The following is a 23,242-nucleotide window of genomic DNA, read 5'->3' on the forward strand; positions in this document are numbered from 1 at the left end:
CGCTCCCTAAGATTGACGACGGGCGGATTGCCCCTCGAACGCCAACTCTGGGCGCGACAGGGGGTGTTGCCGCTACTGGAACACGTTGCCAACCTCCGGCAACGCCTAGTCACGCTAAGGGAGCAGGAAGTGTCGGAGAGCCGATTCATCCTCCAGCCACTTGGAGACGACGTCCCTGAGGACTCTGCGCTCCTGGCAGACCTGCTTCGGGGGGTCTTTGGAGCGATTGGCATTTCACTACGGCGTTACGCAGCACGAGTGCACAGGAATCCGGGTGCGGTATCTCGCTATCTAAATGGAACGAGAGTACCTCCCTGGGAGTTTGTAACTGAGCTTTTTGTGGAGGCCACTAAAGCCCAGCGGAAGCCGCTCCAGCCAGAAGTGCTTGAACTTGTAAAGAAGGCGCACCGTAAGGCGCTCGAAACGAGTAATAAAAAGCAACATGAGGTGCAGGTACTGCAAGACCAACTCGAAGAAGCGGACGTACGCGTCCAACAGGCGGCAATCCGTGAGCAGGTCCTCATGGAAGGGCTTCAGATGCGCGAGCAGCGCATCGCCCAGCTAGAGGTTCGACAGAACGAGCTAACCGCGCGCTGGGAGAGCGAAGTACGCGAGCGCGAGAAATTGACAGCCGCGCTCACCCTTTCGCAAGACAGGGACATTGCAGAGTTGGCCCGCCTTAAAGCGGAGGTTGAGCAACTAAAGGAAGAACTGCGGGAAGCCCAGACTGCGAGTCGGGAAGCCGAAGAACGCTGCCAAACGCTTGAGGTACGTCTGGCCGAAGCAGAGGAGCGGGCTCAAGCGGGAAGGGAAGCCAGAGAAGCTACCGAATTGGAGGAAGCCCATCGTGCGGCAGCCGAGGCGAAGGCGGTCGCGGACGAGCTAAGGCAGCAACTGGAGAAGATCAGTGCGGAGCGAGAAGCGACGCGAGGAAGAATGCGCCTAACGAAGGAGGAATTGGAGAAGCAATTCGCCGAGGAGCGAGAGCGTGAATCGCAAGAACTAGCCAACCGTGACCTCGACGAGCTACTGCGGGACTTTCTTCGCTTGACGGCTAAAGGTGATGAATCAGGCTTGTACAAGCTGACGCTGGCCGTTGCCCGGCATGCATCTCTCGAAGATATTAGGGAGATCGGATTGGAGCTTTGGCGAAGAGGATACGAGATTGCAGCAGATGACCTGTCCGGATCCGTAGGCGGCGAACGCGACGTCCAATCGGTGCGGCAGTTCGTCTCCCTGATGTTCGATGAGAACACAAGCAGATCGGCCAGCGCTCTCGTGGAACGGGCTCTATCGCAGTTCGCATGGTTCCGCGACGCTCAAGACGTGCTCAACCTCATAAATGAATTGAAAGGGGAAGAGCTCGATACGTGGGTCTTGCATATCCAAAGCGAGTGCGCAATTAGGCGTGACCCGCGATTGCTAGCGGAACTCCTCTCACAGGCGGACGACAGCACCACCGAGGCGTTGCTCGAAGAGGTCATAACCTCTAGGGGTGTAGCTGATATCCCGCCCCTCCTCGCGAGTATGGAAAGCGCCCACCTTTCCGAGCAGGTCAGCACAGTGGTTGGACTTCTGGCAGAGCTAAGGCATAGAGAGGCCGAATCTATCCTCGAAGCATGGGAGCTAACCAAGGAGTAGGAGGTTGAGCCGCGTAGTCAACCCGGCCACAGCGCAACGGGCGGCGAAGGGGGAAACGGGCCTCGTTGTCAGTGCTGCGCCGTAAAGTTCACCCACTGCACCAACACCTGGGGGTCCTGTGCATGCGTGGCTTCTGCACTGCAATCCGAAGAGGTTTGACCTGGAGGGCTTCCGTCGCGACGGGCACGTTCTGCCGTCATGGACCATCGCGCGCTACGTGAACGACGTGGCAGCCGGCGACAAGTTCGTGCTGTGGATGAGCGGACCGAACGCCGGCGTAATCGCCCACGGCCACTTCACCGGTAGCGCGGGGTACGGCCAACCCGACCTGGACTACTGGGCAGAAGACCCCGGAACAAGGCACTACGTGCCCCTACAGGTTGATGAGTGGCTGGACCTGCGCGTGCCCAAGAGCCAACTTGCAGCCGATCCACGCATGTCAAGGGCGACCATCCTCAGGCAGCCCTTCGCCGGCAACCCCCACCTCCTGGCCGAGGATGAGTGGCAAGCCATCCGAGAAGCCATCGAGATCTTCAAGGGCAATGATCCAAAGTGGCACCTGGAGCCTGGGGACGAGATTCGGCGGGTCGAGCTGCACAAGCAGTACGGAGGGAGCTCCCAGAACGGGATCTCACCGTCGAGCACCACGAACAACATCCTCATCTTCACAGCGGCCAGCTCTGGTCATCAGCACGGTTACTACGACACCTGGAACGAAGACGGCACCTTCCACTACACCGGCGAAGGACAGACCGGCGATCAGAAGATGCTCCGCGGCAACAAGGCCATCCTGGAGCATCAGGAGACCGGCAAGCGCCTGCGTCTGTTCGACGGGGCCCGCGGGACGGTGCGCTATCTCGGTGAGTGGGCGCTCGACCCAGACGATCCCTACTCCGAGGATGAGGCGCCCGCTACGGGCGGTGGTCCTCTACGTAAGGTCATTCGCTTCCACCTCGTGCCGGTGAAGGCCACGATCACCGCCCCTGACGTCGGGATCGGGCAGGCATACGTGGCGCCAGACGAGAATGTCTCGCCGGAGTCGGCCGCCCCCAGCACGCCGGATCCAGATCTTGTGGGGCGTAACCTGTCGACGCACCGGCGACTCCAGAACGCCTTGGCCGAGGAAGCACAGAAGCGCGGCTTCACAGCGCTTTCCCCGGACGCATCCGACCCCGATTTCGACGTGGCATGGCGCGATGCCGCGGGACGAGTGACCGTCTGCGAGGTCAAGTCGCTGACAATCGCTAATGAGGCCCGCCAGCTTCGCGCTGGTCTTGGGCAAGTCCTCGACTATCAGGATCAGCTTCGTGAGCGCGCTCTGGAGGCATCGGCCGTTCTGTGGGTCGAACGGGCGCCGTCGGAGGAAAGGTGGGTTGACCTGTGTCAGCGGGTCGGTGTGACCCTTGCTTGGCCCGGCCAGGAAGACTCCGTTTTCCGTAGCTGAGCGATACCCAGAGCCCCGGCGCCCCTGCTCGCCACCTCTGATAGCCGCCTTTCAGGTTGAGCTCAGAAGGTCGCAGATAGCCTGCTCCGTCCAGTGCCCTGCGGCGCCGGGGCACGCTGCTACGTATGAGGCCACCGCCTCTACGTCCCATGCGCCGGCGGTCAATAGTCCCGACGCCAAGAAGCGCACGTAGGCGGCGGAGGGCGGGATCCATTCGACGTCCCGCACGCCCCAAGGGGCGGTGAAGGTCAAGACCGGCAACTCATCGACCTGACCGGCGCACACGAGTGTCTCGTAGCGGCCATCACCTAGCACCGCACGGCCCGCTGCCAGCACGTCAACCAAATCAAGGGTTGCGCCCGGTGCCCTGTACATCTCTTGGGCAGCGATGTCAAAGAACTGATCTGTAGTCACTAGGTGCGCCCTGGCCAACACTCGCCCGGTTGCCTGGGGGTCGTAGAACGCCCTCCCTCCTCCCCACACGGGTGACTCGGTTGCGAAGTACATTGCGCCAGTCAGTTCAACAGGGATGGATCGGGCCGGCATCGCCGGGTTTCGGCACCCTGGGTACTCCCTTGCAGCACCGGGTGGGCGACCGCCTTGGATGTAAGCGGCCAGTCGATCGAGGTGCATGTTCGATCCGTAGGACGTGTACCAAACCCGTTCCGGATAGTGGTCGGTTGGCAACGTCGGATCGATGCTCTGTAGGGCCTTCACTTTGGCCTGCTCCCGGGAGTTGCGCTCAGTCTGCCGAAACGTCGTACCTGATGACATGACGGTCTCCAGGGAGGATCGTGATCATTACTCGTAGGGGCCGATTGTTCTCGTCGTAGCCCGTGCGCATGTGCACAGCCACAGGGGTAGCGGAGGGCAAGGACAGCTTCTCGACCTCAGCACGAGTCGGCATGCGCACAGTAATTTCGTCCCGGTAGCGAGCCTGAATGAGGCCAACGCTGGCCAGTACGCCACCTGGTGCTGACACGTCTTCGGGCAGCATCAAGGGCGTGCCTCGGACTAGCTCCTCCGGGAAGTACGAGTCAGCCAGCGCATACGGGTCGTGATCCACTATGCGCACTCGTTCCCGGACGACAGTCAGCGCGGTCTCAGGATCCAGCTCCAGGCGTTCTGCGACTTCAGCCGGCGGGCGGCGGATGGAGACGCGAACTTCCTGGCGAGGCTGACGCCCACTTTCAGCCACGATGCTGGCCCACTGGTCCCCGCGATCGTTGGACTGGTGCCGGGTCCGAGACTCCAGTACTGACCAGTCCCAGACAGCTGGCGTAAGGCTGCGTCGAACGAAGCTTCCTCGCCCCTGACCAGCAATGATTAGTCCTTCTTCGGTCAGGCGTCGCAGAGCCAGGCGGACCGTGTTGCGACTCGCTTCGTATCGCTCCACCAGCTCGAACTCAGTTGGGAGCTGCTGACCCGGCTCCAGCTCACCCCGCTCGATCTGTCCTCGCAGGTCATCCGCGATGCGGTGGTACCTGGGGCGCTGCTCCCGCACGGTGTCTCCTTGCTAGTTGGCTGACTTGTGCCAACAACATACGCCCTTTGCCTTGACGGTCGTAGCGACTTGAGGCAACACTCAGGGCATCGGTTGTTGGTACAACACCACCAACACCGTTGAGTCAGTCTTTATGCCAGGCAGGGCTACTGCGGTTCGCCGTAAGTCCCTGGACTGGGCGTTCTTTGACAACTGCATGGGGATCACGCCGCCTCTCCTCGGCCAAGTAGGCGGCCACGCGGGAGTTCCCGCGTGAGGTACAGCGCGACTCGACCTCCCCGCAGCCCTAGCGGCTTCGGGCCGGTTGCCTCCGCTGCTCGTCTCGTACGAGCAGCGCTGAGGGGAGCCGGAACCGACTCCAACGGCGCGCGGCTCCCGGGGTGCCTCCCGGGAGCCGCTGTTCGGGCCGTTCCACCCTGTGAGAGGAACACGACCCAATGAGCCACATCGTCACTGTTCAGGACGCTGTTACCGCGTTCTCCGACTTCATGGAGCCGACGGACGCGGAGCTGGACGCGATCGAGCAGGAGATGCCCGTCATCCTGGCAGACGTTGACCTGCTGGACGCGCAGATCATCACCCTGGACCGCATCCCGACCGAGCTGGACAACCGGCGCCTGCGCCGCGCCCGCCGCCGGGCCCTGGCCGCGCGTATCGCTCTGGCCAACCGCACCACCGCCGCAACGGTCCCTGGGGGGGCCGCGTGAGCGCCACCGGCCGCAACCTGAGCACCGCGCACGCTGAGGTGAAGGCGGAGATCACGCGGACCGACACCAAGACCGGCTTACTGCTGGCGTTCGTCGGCGCGGTCCTGGCGGGCGCGTGGACGGTCGCCGGCGATCTGCCGATGAACCTGCCGGCCTACATCGCTGGCGGACTCGGGATGGCGCTGTTGGTCGCGGCCGCTGGTCTGCTGCTGCGCTCGACCCGGCCCAACCTGCGCGGCCGGCACGGCTTCCTGCTGTGGGCCACCCTCACGGCCGAGGAGATCACCGCTGCCGTGGAGCGGGACATGGCTGCCGACATTGCCGGGCTGTCCCGGCTCGCGGTCGCCAAGTTCACGACCCTGCGTCGCGCGGTCGACCTGACGTGTGCCGGCGGGGCGCTGCTCATCCTCGCCGCACTACTCACGGCAGGGGGTGCGCTGTGACGCTGCTTGAGATCGTCTACGGCCCCCGTGCCGACGAGAAGGACTTCCGGACGCTGCTGGTTCGGGCCCTGGAAGCGAACGTGGCGCTGGCCCGGACTTGCGCCCTGGTCGGCGACCGAGTCGCCGAGGAGCTCTACCACCGGGAGATCAACCATCTGCTTGACCTGCGAGAGCGGGAGGCTGCCGAATGAGCGCGAAGACTGTTCTGCCGGCCGTCGGAATGACGGCGGTGTCCATGGTCCTCACCCTCGCGGTGGTGATGATGTGGCTGGGGGCGGCGGTGCCGTGGCCGGTCGCTCTGGTCGTCGGTCTTGGCATCGATGGCGGATGGCTGGCCACCCTCGCCTACGAACGCCGCCTCGCCGCGCAAGGTGACCACAACCGCGCCGTGACGGCGGTTGGTTGGTTCTTCGGCGTCCTCGCCGCCGGCGTCCTAGTCGCCCACGCGCTGACCGCTGAGCACTCCGCCGGCGCGTGGCTGGCTGTGGCGTGGCTGCCGATCGCGGCCAAGGCCCTATGGATGGTGCACAGCCTGTGGGAGCGCACCGCGCTCACCCCGCTCGCGTTGGACGCGATCCGGGGCATTCAGCAGGAGGCGCGGGACGAAGCGGCCGTGGCCCGCGCCCGGCTGCGGGCGGAAGCGGCCACGGAGGAGACGCGGCTGACGGCCGTGACGGAAGCTGGCGCCCGCGTCGCACGCGTCCAGGCCGAGACCGCGCAGAGGCTCGCGGGGGCGTGGTCGACGCTGGAGACTGCCCGCAAGGGCGAGGAGACCGGCAGGGTCCTGACCAGCGTGACGACCCCCGTCACACCCGGCGTCACACCGCGCTGGGAACTGCCAGTGTGGGGGCCGAGTGAGGCGGTGCCGGCGCTCGAATCGGGGGCGCCCGCGCTGTCGGATGACGTGCTGGACACGCTGGTTCACGACATCCGGCACAGCCAGACGCCGCCCCTGTCCTACCGCGATATGGCCGCCCGCTTCCGTGCTGCCGGCCACTCCGCCTCTGAGGTCCGGCTGCGGGCCGCGTGGAAGCGCGTCGCCTGATGGCTGCGCTGCCGGTCTACCGGTGGCGCCTGGCCCCGGACGGCTTGGCCACCCGCCGCCAACTGCGTGCCCGTGGGCTGCGGCCCGGTGGCCAGGACGTGGCCGCGCAGCTCGAACGGCCGCGCCGCCGCCGGGCCCCACTGGTCGCCTACCTCTACCGCGTCGACCTGGCCAAGCCGGTGCGGCCGATGACCCCGGCCCGGTGGGCGGCGCTCGCCAAGGCCAACGCCGCCCGCCGCCGGTGCCCCGACTGCGGTCGTGACGCCGGCTACGTCATCCCCGTGTCGCTCGGCATGTGCGTGCCGTGCGCCTACCCCAACCAGTACGTTGCCTGATTCGCTCCGCAGAGTGGGGCTTTGGCCAGAACTATCAAGAAGTCGTGATAGTTACGGCCCTTGCCTCGCCTCAGGCTTTCCCACGGGCCCGACCGCTCACCTTCCACAGCGCCGGTCGGGCCCGGCCCTCCCTCATGAGAGAAGGAAGTCTCAGTGAAGCATCCCGACGATGACCACGAACTGTTCAACCGCCTGGAAGCCGAAATGGCCGCCGAGCACGGTGCCGACGTGGTCGACCTGGGCAAGGCCCGCGCGGCCCGCGAACCGGCCCCCACCACCCCCGCCCCAGAGTCTGAGCCGGCCGACCCGGACACGCCGGTCATGGTCGACCAGCCCGCCCCCGCGGCTACCGGTCCCGGCTACCTCGGTCGGCTCGCCAGCGCCCGCCGCCGCGCGGTCGTGCCGGTCTGGCTCAAGTCCGTGGCTGAGCTGCGCACCGCCTCCGCGTGGGTGGCCCGCCACTACGCCCACGCCGCCGGCTATCACGCGCTGCGTGCCCCGGTCTACGCCGCCCGCCTCGCGCTTCAGGCCCCGGCCGGCGCCGCGAAGGTGGTCGGGGGCACGATGCGGTGGGTGGCCGACCGTGAGGGCGAACCGGTCCGGCTCGCCGCGGTGCGGCGTGAGGACGCTGCCGAGTACCTGAAGCTGTCGCGGCAGCGTGACGGACGGGTCCGGCTGCGGACCCTGGTCGCCGCGCTCGCGATGTTCACCGGTGTCGGTCTGGCGCTCGCGATCTACGTGCTGGCGCCCGACTGGCTGCAGGCCGTGTCCGTGAGCGCGGTCGTCCTCGCCCTGGGGGCCGCCGGCCGTAAGGCGGACGCCCCGGTCGTGCACCGGGCGGTGGAGCTGCCTAAGGCGACCAAGCTCACCAGTGACATCGTCCTTCGGGCGCTGGGGGCGTTGGGGATTCCCGCGATCAATCAGGCGCAGGGCAAGGGACGGGACGGGTTCGAGTTCACCGCCCCTATCACCCGCGACGGGCCCGGCTGGCGTGCGGAAGGCAACCTGCCCTACGGCGTCACGGTCACGGACATCATCGAGCGTCGCGAGCGTCTCGCGTCCGGTCTGCGCCGCCCGCTGGGGTGTGTGTGGCCCGAGGCGGTGCCGGATGAGCACACCGGGCATCTGGTGCTGTGGGTCGGGGATCAGGACATGTCCCGGGCGTCTCAGCCTGCGTGGCCGCTGCTGAAGTCCGGGCAGGTGGATCTGTTCAAGCCGGTCGCCTACGGCACCGACCAGCGCGGCCGGTGGACCGAAGTGACGCTCATGTACATCGCGGGCGTCATCGGCGCGATCCCGCGGATGGGCAAGACGTTCCTGCTGCGTCTGCTGCTGCTGATCGCAGCCCTGGATCCGCGTGCTGAGCTGCACACCTACGACATGAAGGGCACTGGCGACCTGGACCCGGTGGGTAACGCGGTCGGGTTCCGGCATGCCGCCGGCGACGACGACGAGCCGGTCCAGTACGCGCTGGACGACTTCCGGGCCCTGCGCGAGGAACTGCGCCGTCGCACGAAGGTGATCCGCTCCCTGCCCCGCGACATCTGCCCCGAGTCCAAGGTGACCAGCGCCCTTGCCGACAAGCGGTCGTTGGGGCTGCACCCGATCGTGGTGGGGGTGGATGAGTGTCAGGTCCTCTTTGAACACCCCGAGCATGGCAAGGAGTTCGAGGAGATCATCACTGACCTGGTCAAGCGCGGCCCCGCCACCGGCATCGTGGTCCTGCTGGCCACGCAGCGCCCGGACGCCAAGTCGCTGCCCACCGGCATCTCCGCGAACGCGTCGGCCCGGTGGTGCCTGAAGGTGATGGGCCAGCTGGAGAACGACATGGTCCTGGGCACCTCCGCCTACAAGCGCGGGGTGCGGGCGACCATGTTCGCCTGGGGAGACAAGGGCATCCACTACTTCGTGGGTGAAGGCTCCGACGCCCGTATCGTCCGCTCCGTCTACGTCGACGCCGGCGGCGCCGAAGCCATCGCCGGCCGCGCCCGGCGTGTGCGGGAGAAGGCCGGGCTGCTCGCCGGGCACGCCCTCGGGGAGGCACCGGAGCCGACCGCGGCGGCCTACGACCTGCTGGCGGACATCCTCGCGGTCGTCCCGGCCAAGGAGGCCAAGGCGTGGTCGGAAACCATCGTGGCCCGGCTCGCGGACCTGCGCCCGGAGGTCTACGACGGATGGGACCCCGACGCGCTCGCCGCGGCGCTCAAGCCGCACGGAGTGTCCACGATCCAGGTGGGCCGCCGGGTGAACGGCAAGGTCGTCAACCGGCGCGGTGTCGACCGCGCCCACATCACCACCGCGATCGCGGAGCGTGACGGAAAGCGGGACGCGGGCTGACACTCCGGGACCGCTAACGATAGCGGCACCCCCCGCTAACGTTAGCGGCCCCGCTAGCGCCCCAAACCGCCTCTGATCAGGCCGCTAGCGGATAGCGGCCCACCTGCGCAAACCCCAAAACCCCGCCAGGAAGGGCCTCATGTGACCCCCGCCCTGCTCGCTATCGCCTGCCTGCTCGCCATCACCCTCGGTTATGGAAGTGTGTGTGCGGTGTCGCCGTTCGGTGACTGCCGCCGCTGCCGCGGCATGGGCCACGCCCTCAAGACCGACCGCAAGGGACGCATCAAGCGCGGCAAGGACTGCCGCCGCTGCCACGCCACCGGCAAGCGCATCCGCACCGGCCGCTGGCTCTACAACCGCTGGGCGCGCATCTACCGCGCCGGCACCAACACCCCGGAAGGGTCCCGATGATCCTCAACATCTCCGCCGTGCTGCTGTTCGGCGCCGCCTCCGTCTTCGCCGTCAAGACCAAGTCCGCCGGCGGCGGCGCCGCACTCGTGCTGTTCCTCTTCGGGTTCTTCGCCGCCGGAACCGGCGCCTACGAGCCCATCCACAACCTCGTACAGGCATCCGCCGACGCCCTGTCCGCCCTCGACAACTGAAGGAGACCCGGCCGTGAACGAACCCACCACCCACCGGACCGCACCCCTCGCGGTCCACCACCCCACCCCGATCACCCCCGCTACCGTCCACGCGGCGCCGGTCGTCCCCGTCCAGCCGGGCCACATCCCGGCCGTGGCGAGCGTCGTCCTACCGGACGGCCGCGTCGTCACCGGCTACGCCGTGGCACCGGCTCAGCCGGAACCGGTCACCGCCAAGCCGGCCATGTCCCGCACGGCGGTGAACGTCGCCCTCGGGGGCGTCGGGTTCCTCGCGGTATGCGGCGGCCTGCTGCTGCTCACCTCGTTCATCGCCGCCCTGACCGCGTTCATCGGCCAGCTCATCATCCTCGCCGCCGTCATCTTCGGCGGCTGGATCGCTGTCCAGGTGTTCAGCGCGAGCGGCCACCAGGGCGGGACCACGGTCAACATCCGCAAAGCCGTGATCAAGCGCAACCACTTCCACGGCTGAGCAGAGGAGATCACTGCGTGTTCGAAGACGAGTACTGCGACGAATGCGGCGATTACGGATGCCCCGGCCACTTCCTGTGTGACGAGTGCTCCGGCGACATCTGCAACGAGTGCAACGGCTGCGACTGCCCCGACAGCTACTGCCCCGGCCCGATCGCCCACATGACCGGCACCGACTTCTAGCTACGCCAAGGGCGGCCCCCGCATCTCGCCAAAGAACCGGGGCCGCCCTTGTCCACCTGCCAACCACTTGACCTGTGGAGGTCTCCCAGCATGACGCAACCGACCCTGATCCGGCGAGGGCACGGCGGCGTGGGCCCGCTCCCCGAACCCTTGCCGACTGCGCTAGCACTGGCCGCTGCCGGCGTGCCGGTGCTGCCCCTGCGGAGGGGCAAGGTCCCGTTCGGCAACTGCCCCACCTGCGCGGGCAACGCGTGCGGCGGCCGGCCGAACATGAAAATCCCGGGGCCCTGCGACTGCCCCGACGTCTGCCACGCGTGGGCCGCCGCCACCACCGACCCGGCCGTCATCGTCTCAGCCCCGTGGGCGGCGGCGTGGCGGCGGGCCATCTGCGTCGCCTACCACCCCGGCGCCGCCGGGCTGACCATCGTGGACCTGGACAACGCGGACGCCATCGCATGGGCCCGCACCGCCCTGCCGGCCACCCGCACGGTGGCGACGACACGCGGTGAGCACTGGATCTACCGGGGCGCCATGACCTCACACAACGCGATCCGGCCCGGTGTCGACATCAAGTCGTCCATGGCCTACGCCCGCTACCTGGGACCCGGCTCCGGCCACCTGGTCGACCTGCCGGACGCCGTGCGCGCCCTCGCGGTGAAGAGGCCTTCCCCCGTCCGGCCGGCGCCGCATGTCAGCACCCTGCCCGCAGGGGCCGGCAAGTGCCCGCACCGCACGCCCGCTTACCTGGAACGCGGCATCGCTATGGCCGAACATCGCATCACCGAGGCGCGCAGCGCGATCCACGCAACCGTGTACCGGACGTTCCTCGCGGTGCTGTCCACGCACGGCCGGTGCGGCTGCCTCTCCGAGGCGCACGTCGCGCGGCTGTTCGCTGCCGCGCAGACCAAGGGGGAGTCCTTGCGGCACTGCACGGACGCGTGGAACAACGCCCGCACCGCGTTGGGACTGTGACCCATGTCCGACGACGACAAGACCCCCGCACGCGACGTCATCGCGGACTACGCGCAAGAGCACTTCCGGTACTTCCGCACTGCTGACGGGACCGTGTACGCGCAGAAGAACGGCCACCCCGTAGCCCGCCCGATCCGCTCACAGGGCACCTCGGGCAGCCACCGGCAGGAACTCATGGTCGGTCTCTTCCGCGACGGATACGGCGTCTTCAACGGCACCGCCTTGAAGGAGGCACTCGACTTGATCGAGGCACTCGCACTGAGCCAGGACGTACAGCCCGTCCACATCCGCGTCGCCCCGGGATTTGACGGGGCGACATGGCTGGACCTGGGACGCGACGACGGACAGTCGGTCCGCATCCACCCCACCGGATGGGACATCCGCACCCCCGACCCGGCAGAGGTCTGCTGGCGCCGCACGCAGCTCACGGGCGAATTGCCCCTGCCGGTCAAGGAGACCAACGGCAAGGGCATCGATCTCCTGCTCAGGCTGTGCAACTTCGCCAACGCGGAGACCGAGTGCCTGGCCATCGCGTGGCTGATCGGCTGCCTGGGACCGTCCGTTCCCGTCCCCGCCCCGTTCCTCACCGGCCCCCAGGGCGCGGGAAAGTCTACCGGTGGGCGGATGCTCGTACGGATCATCGAGGGCATGAGCGGGGACCTGCGCCGGGCCCCGAAGGACGAAGAGAACCTGATCGCGGCCGTGGCCGCCGGATGGGTCACCGCCCTGGACAACCTCTCCCACCTCGCCCCGGACCTGTCCGACGCGATGTGCTGCATCGTCACCGGCGCCGAAACCGTCAAACGCGCCCTGTACACCGATGGGGATGTCGTCCGGGCCCGCTACCGCCGCCCCTTGCTGCTGACCGGCATTGACGTGGGGGTGATCCGGCCCGACCTTGCCGAACGGCTCCTGCCGCTGCGCCTGGAACGCCCCAGCGTCCGGCGGACCGAGGCGGAACTGTGGGCGGAGTACGCGCAAGCCCTGCCCGTGATCCTCGGGTCCTTGCTCGACCTCACGGCCAAGGTTCGTGCAGCAGAGGCGGACATTCCGACCGATCTGCGGATGGCTGACTTCGCGCATCTGTGCGCGCAGCTCGATGCGGCCACAGGGTTCGGGGCGCTCGCTGCCTACCGGGCCAGCCTGGACGACCTCAACGACGACGTGATCGAAGGTGATCTGCTGGCGCAGACCGTCCTGAAGCACGCCGCCGGCATCGCTCCGGGGGCGGAAGAGCGGATGACGTCTGCCGAGTGGCTGCACGCCCTCACGGGCCTCTACAGCGGCGAGGACTGCCGACCCCTTCCAAAAGGCTGGCCGACCACCGGCAAGGTGCTCTCAGACCGCCTCAAGCGCCTTCAGCCCACCCTCGCCGCCCGGGGCGTCCTCATCGACTGGGGACGCACCAAGGCGGCCCGGTACATCGAGATGGCCCGGCCCCCGGCCCCGCCGCCCGCACACGAGCAGGAACCGGCGTTCTGACCGCCAGCACCGCCCGTCGACACGAGCAAGAGGAGCACCCCGCCCCGGCGTGCTCCTCTTGCTGTTCGGCGGCGGCGCCGCCCTGCGATGGTCGCGCCGCGAAGCGGCCCGTTCTTCACGCCCTGAGCCGCGCACTACAACAGACATCAACCCCTCTCTTGTCCGAAGGAAAGAGACGCTGCGTCACCCGCGTCACCCACGGACGGCAAACGCCCCGTGACCTGCTGCGAGAGCGGTGACGCAGACGGGCGGCCGGGTGCGTCACCCCGCGTCACCCGCGTCACCGGTGACGGAAGCCTGCGTCACCGGTGACGCACCCCGAAACGCCCTGCGTCACTCAAACACGCAGGTCAGCGCCCTGAATGACGCAGATGACGCGGTGACGCAGAAATCCGCACCTCGGACAGACGCGGCCGTGCTGCCGCCCCTCCCCTTGCCCGCTGAACTCTCCGAAGGAGTCACTGGCTTGGCCCGCCCCAAGATGCTCAAGCTCCCCGAAGTCCTCGAAGAGATCGAGATGAGCCGCGCGGCCTTCTACCGCATGCGTGCCCGTGGCCAGGCACCCAAGCTCATCAAGCTCCCCAACGGTCAACTCCGGTGCCGCCGCGCCGACCTTGACGCGTGGTGGTCGTCCATGGAAGACGCCGCCTGACCGCCTCCCGCACCCAAGACACGAGGGGCCCGCTTCCGGCGGGCCCTTCTGGAGTTCACATGGCACTGACCTACGACGTTCGCCTCTACTCCATCGAAGTCCGCAAGGATCGCCCGAAGCCCTACCGCCTGCGTTGGCTGGTCGGGGAGCGCAAACACTCCAAGAGCTACACACTCAAGGTGCAGGCCGAGGGTCGCCGCTCTGAACTCATGTCGGCCGTGCGGCGCGGCGACCAGTTCGACGAAGAGACCGGCCTACCCGTATCCGAGTTGCGCGCCAAGCAGGGCTCCATCACTTGGTACGAGCACAGCCGCACATACATCGACCGCAAGTGGGCGCTGGCGCCGGCGAAGTCGCGGAAGAACTACGCCGATGCTCTGGCGACCATCACCCCTGCGCTCGTAAAGACGAAGACAGGGATGCCCGACCCCTCGCTGATGCGGCGCGCACTGTACGGGTGGGCGTACAACCGGAAGCGCTGGGAGGAGACCCCGCCGGACGATGTGGCCCGCGCCCTCGCCTGGATCTCCAAGCACTCCATGCCGGTCTCCGCCTTGGAGGACCCTGCGACCGTACGTCTGGCCCTGGACGCGCTGTCCCTGCGGTTGGACGGGAAGGAAGCATCGCCGCGCACCGCGAAGCGCAAGCGGGCCTGCCTGAGTGACGTTCTCGGGCTCGCCGTGGAAGAGCAGTACTTCACGGTGCCGGTCAACCCGATCACGGCCGTGAAGTGGACCGCCCCGAAGTCGGTGGAAGCAGTGGACCCGGAGAGCGTGGCCAACCCACGTCAGGTCCGCGCACTGCTGGCCGGTGTGCGTGAACAGGGCCCGCGTGGGCGGCACCTGGAAGCATTCTTCGGGTGCCTGTACTACGCGGCCATGCGTCCCGCTGAGGCTGCCGGACTGCGAGTGAGTCAGTGCCACCTTCCAGAAACGGGGTGGGGGATGCTGACCCTGCGGCAAGGGGTCGTCCGGGCCGGTCGGAGCTGGACCGATGACGGCACGGCGCATGAGACGCGCCACCTCAAGGCCCGCGCCAAGAACGACTCCCGTCCGGTGCCGATCCCGCCGCACTTCGTCCGTCTGCTGCGGCAGCACATCGCCAGGCACGGAACGGCCCCCGATGGTCGGCTCTTCCGGACGAACCGCGATGGCCTGTTACAGGAGACCGGCTACGGGGAGGTGTGGGCGAAGGCTCGGAAGGATGTGCTGAGCGAGGCGGAAACGTCCTCGTTGCTGGCTCGCCGCCCCTACGACCTCCGGCACGCTGGCGTCTCGTTCTGGCTCAGCTCCGGAGTCGACGCTATGGAGTGTGCCCGCCGTGCCGGCCACAGCATCGCCGTGCTGCACAAGGTGTACGCCAAGGTGCTCGACGAGACGCGCGAGCAGGCAAACAGCCGGATCGATGCGGCCCTGCGGGAGTGGAACGAGCCGGAGTGATCATGCTCACCCCCGGGGGACGCCTGGGGGACACGCACTGATCAACGGTGGGATTCGGGCGGTACGAGGTGAGACACGTCCATGCCCAGTCCACAACGAATCGAACGGGGAGGGCAAACGAAAACCCCCTCCGAGCAGGCAAAGAACCTGATCAGAGGGGGTCTTCCCCAGTGTGGCGGCGCCAGGATTCGAACCTGGGAAGGCTGAGCCGGCAGATTTACAGTCTGCTCCCTTTGGCCGCTCGGGCACACCGCCGGGGTTGCTGCTCGTAGCGCCGCTTTTTCCGGCGGTGCTCCGTGGCAACGACGTAAACGATACCTGATGTGGAGGGGTGCTTCGCCACCCGATTGATCGCCGCCCCGGGGGCGGGGGGTGGCTAGGCTTGTCCGGATGCGGCCGGGGCCTGAACGGGCCCGGAGGCCGCCCCGTACGCCGGTACGCAGACACGCACCCCGATACAAGGAGCCACAGGACATGGCCGACTCCAGTTTCGACATCGTCTCGAAGGTCGAGCGGCAGGAGGTCGACAACGCACTGAACCAGGCCGCCAAGGAGATCTCGCAGCGCTACGACTTCAAGGGCGTGGGCGCCTCGATCGCGTGGTCCGGCGAGAAGATCCTCATGGAGGCGAACTCCGAGGACCGGGTCAAGGCCATCCTCGACGTCTTCCAGTCCAAGCTGATCAAGCGCGGCATCTCGCTGAAGGCCCTGGACGCGGGCGAGCCCCAGCTCTCCGGCAAGGAGTACAAGATCTTCGCGTCGATCCAGGAGGGCATCTCCCAGGAGAACGCGAAGAAGGTGGCCAAGACCATCCGCGACGAGGGCCCCAAGGGCGTGAAGGCGCAGGTGCAGGGCGAGGAGCTGCGGGTCAGCTCCAAGAGCCGTGACGACCTGCAGGCCGTCATCAACCTGCTGAAGGGCAAGGACTTCGACTTCGCCATCCAGTTCGTGAACTACCGGTAGGACCGCTCGGTCCCCGGGCTCCACGGCCTGCACGGGTCGGACGGGGCTCCAGGGATCACACGGTCCGCACGGGTCACGAGGAAGGGCGGGCGCCTGTTCGGTGCCCGCCCTTCTCGCACTCGGGCGCGGTCTGCGCGCGCGGTCGCGGGCGCGGTCCGCGGGCACGGTCTGCGGGCGCAGACCGCCGGCGCGGTCAGTCGCGCGAGTGGCCGAACAGGAGGCGGTAGGCGATCAGCAGGACGAGCGATCCGCCGATCGCCGCCGCCCAGGTGGTCCCGTCGTAGAAGTCCTTGGTGATCGGGTGGTCCATCCAGCGGGCCGATATCCAGCCGCCGATGAACGCGCCCGCGATGCCGATCAGGGTGGTACCGATGAGGCCGCCCGGGTCGCGCCCCGGCAGCAGGAACTTCGCGATCGCCCCGGCCAGCAGCCCCAGGATGATCCAGCTGATGATGGTCATGCCGTGAACCTGCCCTTTCAGGCTGTGCCCGCACTGTCCCGGCCCTGTGATCCTGCTCCCCGCAGGCCGTGCCCGTGCGTCGTACGTCGTCGGACCTTCCGGATGCGTCGTCCTTGCCGCGCCCGTTCACATCCCCTTGGTGGGGAGGACGTCCTGGCTGCATGCCCCGGTTGCGCTGATCAGTAGGGTGCGACCCATGACTGCCTCCCGTTCCTCCGGCACCTCCGGTTCCGAATTGCTCCGGACGCTCGGTGTGGGGGACGCCGTCGTCATCGGACTCGGTTCGATGGTGGGAGCCGGGATCTTCGCCGCGCTGGCTCCGGCGGCGCACGCGGCAGGCTCCGGCCTGCTCATCGGGCTCGCCGTCGCCGCCGTGGTGGCGTACTGCAACGCCATGTCCTCGGCCCGTCTCGCCGCCCGTTATCCCGCCTCGGGTGGCACGTACGTCTACGGGCGTGAGCGGCTCGGGGACTTCTGGGGCTATCTGGCCGGCTGGTCGTTCGTGGTGGGCAAGACGGCCTCCTGCGCGGCGATGGCGCTCACCGTGGGCACCTACGTCTGGCCTGAGCAGGCGCACGCGGTGGCGGTCGCGGCCGTGGTGGCGCTGACCGCGGTGAACTACGGCGGCATCCAGAAGTCCGCCTGGCTGACGCGGGTGATCGTGGCGGTGGTCCTGGCGGTCCTCGCTTTCGTGGTGGCCGGGTGTCTGGTGTCGGGTGAGGCGGACGCCGGGCGGCTGGGCATCGGGACGTCGGGCGGGGCGGGCGGCGTGCTGCAGGCGGCGGGGCTGCTGTTCTTCGCGTTCGCCGGCTACGCCCGGATCGCGACGCTCGGCGAGGAGGTGCGGGACCCGGCACGGACCATCCCGCGCGCGATTCCGCTGGCGCTGGGCATCACGCTGGTGGTGTACGTGTGCGTGGCGGTGGCGGTCCTTTCCGTGCTGGGGTCGGACGGTCTGGGGGACGCGACGGCGCCGCTGGCCGACGCGGTGCGGGCGGCCGGGCTGCCCTGGCTCGTGCCGGTGGTGCGGGTGGGTGCGGCCGTGGCCGCGCTGGGCTCGCTGCTCGCGTTGATCCTGGGGGTCTCGCGCACGACGCTGGCCATGGCCCGGGACCGGCATCTGCCGGGGACGCTGGCGGTGGTGCATCCCCGTTTCCAGGTGCCGCACCGGGCGGAGCTGGCGGTGGGTGCGGTGGTCGCGGTCCTGGCCGCCACGGTGGATGTGCGGGGCGCGATCGGGTTCTCCTCCTTCGGTGTGCTGGCGTACTACGCGGTGGCCAACGCGTCGGCCTGGACGCTGGATCCGGCACCGGCGGCGCGGGTCGTGCCGGTGGTGGGGCTCGTGGGATGCGTCGTCCTGGCGTTCTCGCTGCCCGGCGTCTCCGTCGTGGTGGGCGCGGGGGTGCTGCTGGTGGGGGTCGCGGCCTACGGGGTGCGGCGGTGGGCGCGGGCGAGGGCCGGCCGGAGCTAGTCGGCACGGGCCTGCTCGGGGCTCTGTTCCGGTTCACGGGCCCTTCCGGCTGCTGCCGGTCAGGGTGCTCGTGGGCCGCGTGCTTGTGGGCCGGGTGCTCCTGATCCACGCGCTTGTGGGCCGGGTGCTCCTGATCCACGCGCTTGTGGGCCGGGTGCTCCTGGTCCACGCGCTTGTGGGCCGGGTGCTCCTGATCCACGCGCTTGTGGGCCGGGTGCTCCTGGTCCACGCGTTTGTGGCCCATCTGCTCGTGCCGTGGTGGTGGTGCGCGGGGAGGAAGTGAGTGTCCTCCGGCGGCTGTTGTGGGTGCCGGTCGTCGCTTCGGTGCAGATGCTCGGTCGTCGCGGTCATGGGTTCATCATGCAGACCGCCGCCGAATTCCGGGCGGGCCTGTGGATAACCCGGGGCCTGTGGAGAACCGGCGAAATGCGAGGGCCTGTCGGGCCGTGGAACCTGCCTCGCGCCCGGCTCAGCGCACTGCGAAAGGCTCGTTCGTCCGCACGATGTCGCGGCCCAGCGGGAGCAGCGAGACGGGGATGAGCTTGAAGTTGGCGATGCCCAGCGGGATACCGATGATCGTGACGCACAGGGCGATACCGGTGGCGATGTGGCCGAGGGCGAGCCACCAGCCCGCGAGCACCAGCCACAGGACGTTGCCGACGCAGGACGGCGCGCCCGCGTCTCGGCGTTCGACCGTCGTGTACCCGAAGGGCCACAGGGCATAGACGCCGATGCGGAAGGCCGCGACGCCGAACGGGATGCCGATGATGGTGATGCACAGGAGCAGGCCCGCCAGCATGTAGGCGAGGAACAGCCACAAGCCGCTGAAGACGAGCCATATGACGTTCAGGATGGTCTTCACTGATTCCCACCTGCCATCTTCTCGAGCCGGGCGATGCGTTCCGCCATCGGCGGGTGTGTGGAGAACATCTTCGACAGGCCCTGGCCGGGGCGGAACGGGTTCGCGATCATCATGTGGCTGGCGGTCTCGATGCGCGGCTCGGGCGGCAGCGGGAGCTGCTTCGTGCCGTGGTCGAGCTTGCGCAGGGCGCTGGCCAGGGCGAGTGGGTCGCCGGTGAGCTGGGCGCCGGAGGCGTCCGCCTGGTACTCCCGGGAGCGGCTGATGGCCAGTTGGATGACGGAGGCGGCGAGCGGGCCCAGGATCATGATCAGCAGCATGCCGAGCAGGCCGGGGCCGTCGTCGTCGTCGGAGCGCCCGATCGGGATCAGCCAGGCGAAGTTGACCAGAAACATGATCACCGAGGCGAGGGCGCCGGCGACCGACGAGATGAGGATGTCGCGGTTGTAGACGTGGCTGAGCTCGTGGCCGATGACGCCGCGCAGCTCGCGCTCGTCGAGGAGGCGCAGGATGCCGTCGGTACAGCACACGGCGGCGTTGCGCGGGTTGCGGCCGGTGGCGAAGGCGTTGGGCGCCTCCGTCGGGGAGATGTACAGGCGCGGCATGGGCTGGCGGGCCTGCGTGGAGAGTTCGCGGACCATGCGGTAGAGCCCCGGCGCCTCGAACTCGCTCACCGGGCGGGCGCGCATGGCGCGCAGGGCCAGCTTGTCGCTGTTCCAGTACGCGTACGCGTTGGTGGCCAGCGCTACCAGTACGGCGATCACGAGCCCCATGCGGCCGAAGAAGCTGCCGATGACGATGATGAGTGCGGACAGTCCTCCGAGGAGGACTGCTGTCCTGAGCCCGTTGTGCCGGCGGTGCACGGTACGCCCTCCAAGTGGTGCGGCAGGGGGACCCTTGCTTTCTGTGCTGCGGTGCCGCTGGTGCCGTGGTGTCACGTCCAGTGGACCCTCCCGTACTGGTCAACGCCAGGCGGGAGGCACTAGTTCCCTTGTGCGCGCGGGGCTGGCCGTGGACCGTACGGGTGACGGCCGCGGACACGCCACGCACGCGTGCGGGGCCGAGTGCCCCGCACGCGCGTGGCGAAAGCGTGCCGGTGTGCGGTCCGGGCCCGGAGAGGTGCCCGGCTCCGGGCTCAGAAGAGTCCGGTGTCGGTGAACCGCAGGACCAGCTGGGGGGCACCGGACAGGGCGATGCCGAGGACGCCGGTCAGGGCGAGCGCGGCGGTGACGGGGGCGGGCACCCGGTGCTCGGCGGCCTCGCCCTCGGGGGCGGCGCGGAAGAGCAGGGCCGTCCACTGGAGGTAGTAGAACAGCGCGATGACGACGTTGACGGCCATGATCACGGCCAGCCAGCCGAGACCGGCGTCGACGGCCGCCGAGAAGACGGTGACCTTGGCGAAGAGGCCGATGATCCCCGGCGGCAGTCCGGCGAGGCAGAGCAGGAAGAACGCCAGGAGCAGCGCGGTGAGGGGGCTCGACGCGTAGAGGCCGCGGTAGTCGGCGACGCGGTTGAGGGGCCTGGCCCGGCCGACGAGCGCGGCCACGGCGAAGGCGCCCAGGTTCACGGCGCCGTACATCAGGGCGTAGGCGACGGTGGAGCCGATCGACCTCTCGGCGTCCCCGGAGTACGCGGCGGCCGCGATCGGCACCAGCAGGTAGCCGGCCTGGCCGACGGACGACCAGGCGAGCAGGCGTACCGCGCTGTACGCGCGCGTGGCCTGCTGGCGGAGGGCTCCGAGGTTGCCGACGGTCATGGTGAGCGCGGCCAGGACGGCCAGGGCCGGGCCCCAGACGTCGGCGTAGGACGGGAGGGCCACGACGGTGACCAGGATCAGGCCGCTGAAGCCGACCGCCTTGCCGATGACCGACAGGTAGGCGGCGATCGGCAGGGGCGCGCCCACGTAGGTGTCGGGCACCCAGAAGTGGAAGGGCACGGCGGCGGTTTTGAAGGCGAAGCCGACGAGGGTGAGGACGACGCCGGTGTCCGCGAGCGTGTGGAGCTGGCCGTCGACCTGCTGGATGCGGTCGGCGACCTGGGTCAGGTGGAGGGTGCCCGTGGAGGCGTACAGGAAGCTGATGCCCATGAGGCTCACCGCGGTGGCGGTGACCGAGGACAGGAAGAACTTCAGGGCCGCCTCGGAGGACCTCCGGTCACCGTACTTCAGGCCGACCAGCGCGAAGGCGGGCAGGGACGCGACCTCCAGTGCGACGATCAGGGTGGCCAGGTCCCGGGAGGCGGGCAGGAGGGCGGCGCCGGCCGCTGAGGACAGCAGCAGGAACCAGTACTCGCCCTCGGGCAGCACCTTGCCCGCGTCCTTGAGGGCGGTGACCGACAGGAGGGCGGAGAGGAGGGCGCCGCCCAGGACCAGGAACTGGATGACCAGGGTGAAGCGGTCGGCCGTGTAGCTGCACACGGCGGCGTCGCCGGTCAGGCAGAAGGTGCTGCGGTCGCCGTCCAGCAGGGGCAGCAGCATGAGCGTGGCGACGGCCAGTCCGGCCACCGACGTCCAGCCGAGGAGCGCCTTGCGGTGCTCGGCGACGAACAGGTCGGCGACCAGGACGGCGAGGGCGACGACCGCCGCGATGGTGGGCGGCGCGATGGCGAGCCAGTCGACGGACTGGACGAGCGAGGCGGCCAGGGGCTGGGCCGGGGAGCTCATCGGGTGCCTCCTGCGAGGAGCTGCTGAACGGCCGGGTCGCTCAGGCCGAGGAGGGCCTTGGGCCACAGGCCCGCGACGACGGTGAGGACGACGAGCGGGGTCCAGGCCGCGAACTCGTACGAGCGGACGTCGGTGAGCCGGGGGGCGTCCTGGGGCAGGGCGCCCATGCAGACGCGGCGGACCACGACCAGCAGGTACGCGGCCGTCAGCAGCGTCCCGAACGCGCCGATCACCATGAAGGTGAGGAAGGCCGGGCGGCTGAGGCCCTCCGCGGGCCGGAACGCGCCGAACAGGGCCAGCATCTCGCCCCAGAACCCGGCCAGTCCCGGCAGACCGAGCGAGGCGACCGCGGCGAAGGCCAGGAGGCCGCCGAGGCGCGGGGCCCTGCCGTACAGTGCCGCTCCGGTCTCCTCGGCGAGGGTGTCGAGGTCGGTGGTGCCCGTGCGGTCCTTCAGGGCACCGACCAGGAAGAACAGCAGGCCGGTGATGAGGCCGTGGGCGATGTTGGCGAACAGGGCGCCGTTCACGCCGGTCGGGGTCATCGTCGAGATGCCGAGCAGCACGAAGCCCATGTGGCCGACGGAGGAGTAGGCGATGAGGCGTTTGAGGTCGCCCTTCGCGCCCTGCCTGGCCAGGGCCAGGCAGGCCAGCGATCCGTAGATGATGCCGACGACGGCCAGGGCCGCGAGGTAGGGGGCGAAGGTGCGGAAGCCCTCCGGTGCGATCGGGAGCAGGATCCGGACGAATCCATACGTACCCATCTTCAGCAGGACGCCGGCCAGCAGTACCGAGCCGACCGTCGGGGCCGCGGTGTGGGCGTCGGGCAGCCAGCTGTGCAGCGGCCACATCGGCGTCTTCACGGCGAGCCCGATCCCGATCGCCAGAACGGCGATGACCTGCACCGATGTGGTCAGCGACCGGCCGTTGTCAGTGGCGAGTGCCATCATGTCGAACGTGCCCGCCTCCAGCCCGATCAGGAGCAGGCCGAGCAGCATGACCACGGATCCGAGCAGCGTGTAGAGGATGAACCGCCACGCGGCCTGGCTCCGACCCTCGCCGCCCCAGCGGGCGATGAGGAAGTACATCGGGATGAGGACCATCTCGAAGGCGAGGAAGAACAGCAGCAGGTCGAGGACGGCGAAGGTCGCCAGCGTGCCGGACTCGAGGACGAGCAGCAGGGCGACGAAGGCCTTCGGGGTCGGACCCGCGGGCATCTTGAAGCACGAGTAGAGCGCGCAGAGGAAGGTCAGCAGCGCGGTCAGGACCAGAAGGGGGAGGGAGATGCCGTCGATGCCGAGGTGGATGCGTACGTCGAGCGCGGGGATCCAGCTGATGTCGGTGCTGGCCTGCATCTTCGACGGCTGGTCGTGGTCGAAGCCGAGCGCGAGGACGATCGCCGCGACGAGCACGGCGCCGGTGACGGTGACGCCGTGCCGGAGCACGGCCTGCTCGGGTGACGTCCCCTTCAGCCCGGGCGGGGCCGGCAGGAGAGCCGCGGCGGCGCCGAGGAGCGGGCCGACGACGACGAATGCCAGAACGAACTGCATCACGGACTCGTTGATATCGATCACGC

Annotated in this window: 24 protein-coding genes and 1 tRNA gene; 18 read left to right on the forward strand and 7 right to left on the reverse strand. The window is 68.6% G+C overall.

Annotated features, from left to right (window positions below):
- Positions 1–129 precede the first annotated feature (129 nt).
- Both ACPXCS_RS38285 and ACPXCS_RS38290 read left to right on the forward strand, forming a co-directional pair.
- On the forward strand, positions 130–1,641 hold the full coding sequence (locus ACPXCS_RS38285; RefSeq protein WP_425952126.1) for a hypothetical protein: 1,512 nt from the start codon (positions 130–132) through the stop codon (positions 1,639–1,641).
- Positions 1,642–1,858: 217 nt separating this feature from the next.
- Positions 1,859–3,085, forward strand: coding sequence for a hypothetical protein (locus tag ACPXCS_RS38290; RefSeq protein WP_425952127.1), 1,227 nt, complete (start codon positions 1,859–1,861; stop codon positions 3,083–3,085).
- 742 nt (positions 3,086–3,827) lie between these two features.
- Here ACPXCS_RS38290 and ACPXCS_RS38295 read toward each other — a convergent pair.
- Positions 3,828–4,589 (reverse strand): GntR family transcriptional regulator, encoded by a 762-nt coding sequence (locus ACPXCS_RS38295; protein WP_425952128.1) that lies wholly within the window; start codon positions 4,587–4,589, stop codon positions 3,828–3,830.
- Between the two features lie 437 nt (positions 4,590–5,026).
- Between ACPXCS_RS38295 and ACPXCS_RS38300 the strand changes: the two genes are divergently transcribed.
- The 14 genes from ACPXCS_RS38300 (at position 5,027) to ACPXCS_RS38365 (ending at position 15,254) form a co-directional block, all read left to right on the forward strand.
- Positions 5,027–5,296 carry a DUF6284 family protein gene (locus tag ACPXCS_RS38300; RefSeq protein ID WP_425952129.1) on the forward strand — a complete coding sequence of 90 codons (270 nt, stop codon included), beginning with the start codon at positions 5,027–5,029 and terminating at the stop codon, positions 5,294–5,296.
- Complete coding sequence (locus ACPXCS_RS38305) at positions 5,293–5,739, forward strand: Pycsar system effector family protein (RefSeq protein ID WP_425952130.1); 447 nt, start codon at positions 5,293–5,295, stop codon at positions 5,737–5,739. Before ACPXCS_RS38300 ends, ACPXCS_RS38305 begins: the two co-directional genes overlap by 4 nt.
- The gene (locus ACPXCS_RS38310; protein ID WP_425952131.1) at positions 5,736–5,930 is read left to right on the forward strand and encodes a hypothetical protein; all 195 of its coding nucleotides are present in this window, start codon (positions 5,736–5,738) and stop codon (positions 5,928–5,930) included. Before ACPXCS_RS38305 ends, ACPXCS_RS38310 begins: the two co-directional genes overlap by 4 nt.
- Positions 5,927–6,784, forward strand: coding sequence for a protein spdB (locus ACPXCS_RS38315; RefSeq protein ID WP_425952132.1), 858 nt, complete (start codon positions 5,927–5,929; stop codon positions 6,782–6,784). The genes ACPXCS_RS38310 and ACPXCS_RS38315 overlap by 4 nt, the downstream gene beginning before the upstream one ends.
- Positions 6,784–7,119 (forward strand): RRQRL motif-containing zinc-binding protein, encoded by a 336-nt coding sequence (locus ACPXCS_RS38320; RefSeq protein ID WP_425952133.1) that lies wholly within the window; start codon positions 6,784–6,786, stop codon positions 7,117–7,119. The genes ACPXCS_RS38315 and ACPXCS_RS38320 overlap by 1 nt, the downstream gene beginning before the upstream one ends.
- Positions 7,120–7,272: 153 nt before the next feature.
- On the forward strand, positions 7,273–9,456 hold the full coding sequence (locus ACPXCS_RS38325) for a cell division protein FtsK (protein ID WP_425952134.1): 2,184 nt from the start codon (positions 7,273–7,275) through the stop codon (positions 9,454–9,456).
- A 141-nt stretch (positions 9,457–9,597) separates the two neighbouring features.
- Complete coding sequence (locus ACPXCS_RS38330; RefSeq protein ID WP_425952135.1) at positions 9,598–9,867, forward strand: hypothetical protein; 270 nt, start codon at positions 9,598–9,600, stop codon at positions 9,865–9,867.
- Complete coding sequence (locus tag ACPXCS_RS38335; RefSeq protein WP_425952136.1) at positions 9,864–10,058, forward strand: hypothetical protein; 195 nt, start codon at positions 9,864–9,866, stop codon at positions 10,056–10,058. Before ACPXCS_RS38330 ends, ACPXCS_RS38335 begins: the two co-directional genes overlap by 4 nt.
- A gap of 13 nt (positions 10,059–10,071) precedes the next feature.
- A complete protein-coding gene (locus ACPXCS_RS38340) occupies positions 10,072–10,527 on the forward strand; it encodes a hypothetical protein (RefSeq protein ID WP_425952137.1) in 456 nt (151 codons plus the stop codon).
- A 17-nt stretch (positions 10,528–10,544) separates the two neighbouring features.
- Positions 10,545–10,709 (forward strand): hypothetical protein, encoded by a 165-nt coding sequence (locus tag ACPXCS_RS38345; RefSeq protein ID WP_170109904.1) that lies wholly within the window; start codon positions 10,545–10,547, stop codon positions 10,707–10,709.
- Positions 10,710–10,799: 90 nt separating this feature from the next.
- A complete protein-coding gene (locus ACPXCS_RS38350) occupies positions 10,800–11,681 on the forward strand; it encodes a bifunctional DNA primase/polymerase (RefSeq protein WP_425952138.1) in 882 nt (293 codons plus the stop codon).
- 3 nt (positions 11,682–11,684) lie between these two features.
- Positions 11,685–13,163 (forward strand): ATP-binding protein, encoded by a 1,479-nt coding sequence (locus ACPXCS_RS38355; protein ID WP_425952139.1) that lies wholly within the window; start codon positions 11,685–11,687, stop codon positions 13,161–13,163.
- 466 nt (positions 13,164–13,629) lie between these two features.
- A complete protein-coding gene (locus tag ACPXCS_RS38360; RefSeq protein ID WP_425952140.1) occupies positions 13,630–13,815 on the forward strand; it encodes a helix-turn-helix transcriptional regulator in 186 nt (61 codons plus the stop codon).
- A 59-nt stretch (positions 13,816–13,874) separates the two neighbouring features.
- On the forward strand, positions 13,875–15,254 hold the full coding sequence (locus ACPXCS_RS38365; RefSeq protein ID WP_425952141.1) for a tyrosine-type recombinase/integrase: 1,380 nt from the start codon (positions 13,875–13,877) through the stop codon (positions 15,252–15,254).
- 173 nt (positions 15,255–15,427) lie between these two features.
- Here the strand turns inward: ACPXCS_RS38365 and ACPXCS_RS38370 are convergent.
- Positions 15,428–15,509, reverse strand: a tRNA-Tyr gene (locus ACPXCS_RS38370).
- A 219-nt stretch (positions 15,510–15,728) separates the two neighbouring features.
- Between ACPXCS_RS38370 and ACPXCS_RS38375 the strand changes: the two genes are divergently transcribed.
- The gene (locus ACPXCS_RS38375; RefSeq protein ID WP_425952142.1) at positions 15,729–16,217 is read left to right on the forward strand and encodes a YajQ family cyclic di-GMP-binding protein; all 489 of its coding nucleotides are present in this window, start codon (positions 15,729–15,731) and stop codon (positions 16,215–16,217) included.
- A gap of 193 nt (positions 16,218–16,410) precedes the next feature.
- Here the strand turns inward: ACPXCS_RS38375 and ACPXCS_RS38380 are convergent, their stop codons facing one another.
- Positions 16,411–16,677: a GlsB/YeaQ/YmgE family stress response membrane protein gene (locus tag ACPXCS_RS38380; protein ID WP_030234067.1), complete on the reverse strand. Its 267-nt coding sequence runs from the start codon at positions 16,675–16,677 to the stop codon at positions 16,411–16,413.
- A gap of 196 nt (positions 16,678–16,873) precedes the next feature.
- Between ACPXCS_RS38380 and ACPXCS_RS38385 the strand changes: the two genes are divergently transcribed.
- Complete coding sequence (locus ACPXCS_RS38385) at positions 16,874–18,148, forward strand: APC family permease (protein ID WP_425952143.1); 1,275 nt, start codon at positions 16,874–16,876, stop codon at positions 18,146–18,148.
- Between the two features lie 469 nt (positions 18,149–18,617).
- Here ACPXCS_RS38385 and ACPXCS_RS38390 read toward each other — a convergent pair whose 3' ends face one another.
- The 4 genes from ACPXCS_RS38390 to ACPXCS_RS38405 all read right to left on the reverse strand — a co-directional run bounded on the left by ACPXCS_RS38390 (position 18,618) and on the right by ACPXCS_RS38405 (position 23,240).
- The gene (locus tag ACPXCS_RS38390; RefSeq protein ID WP_425952144.1) at positions 18,618–19,010 is read right to left on the reverse strand and encodes a YccF domain-containing protein; all 393 of its coding nucleotides are present in this window, start codon (positions 19,008–19,010) and stop codon (positions 18,618–18,620) included.
- Positions 19,007–19,870 (reverse strand): zinc metalloprotease HtpX, encoded by an 864-nt coding sequence (gene htpX, locus ACPXCS_RS38395; RefSeq protein WP_309097661.1) that lies wholly within the window; start codon positions 19,868–19,870, stop codon positions 19,007–19,009. Before htpX ends, ACPXCS_RS38390 begins: the two co-directional genes overlap by 4 nt.
- 272 nt (positions 19,871–20,142) lie before the next feature.
- Positions 20,143–21,669 (reverse strand): NADH-quinone oxidoreductase subunit N, encoded by a 1,527-nt coding sequence (locus ACPXCS_RS38400; RefSeq protein WP_425952145.1) that lies wholly within the window; start codon positions 21,667–21,669, stop codon positions 20,143–20,145.
- Positions 21,666–23,240 carry a complex I subunit 4 family protein gene (locus ACPXCS_RS38405; protein ID WP_425952146.1) on the reverse strand — a complete coding sequence of 525 codons (1,575 nt, stop codon included), beginning with the start codon at positions 23,238–23,240 and terminating at the stop codon, positions 21,666–21,668. Before ACPXCS_RS38405 ends, ACPXCS_RS38400 begins: the two co-directional genes overlap by 4 nt.
- Positions 23,241–23,242 lie beyond the last annotated feature (2 nt).

It is taken from the genome of Streptomyces sp. DT190 (assembly GCF_049846985.1).
Classification (GTDB): Bacteria; Actinomycetota; Actinomycetes; order Streptomycetales; family Streptomycetaceae; genus Streptomyces.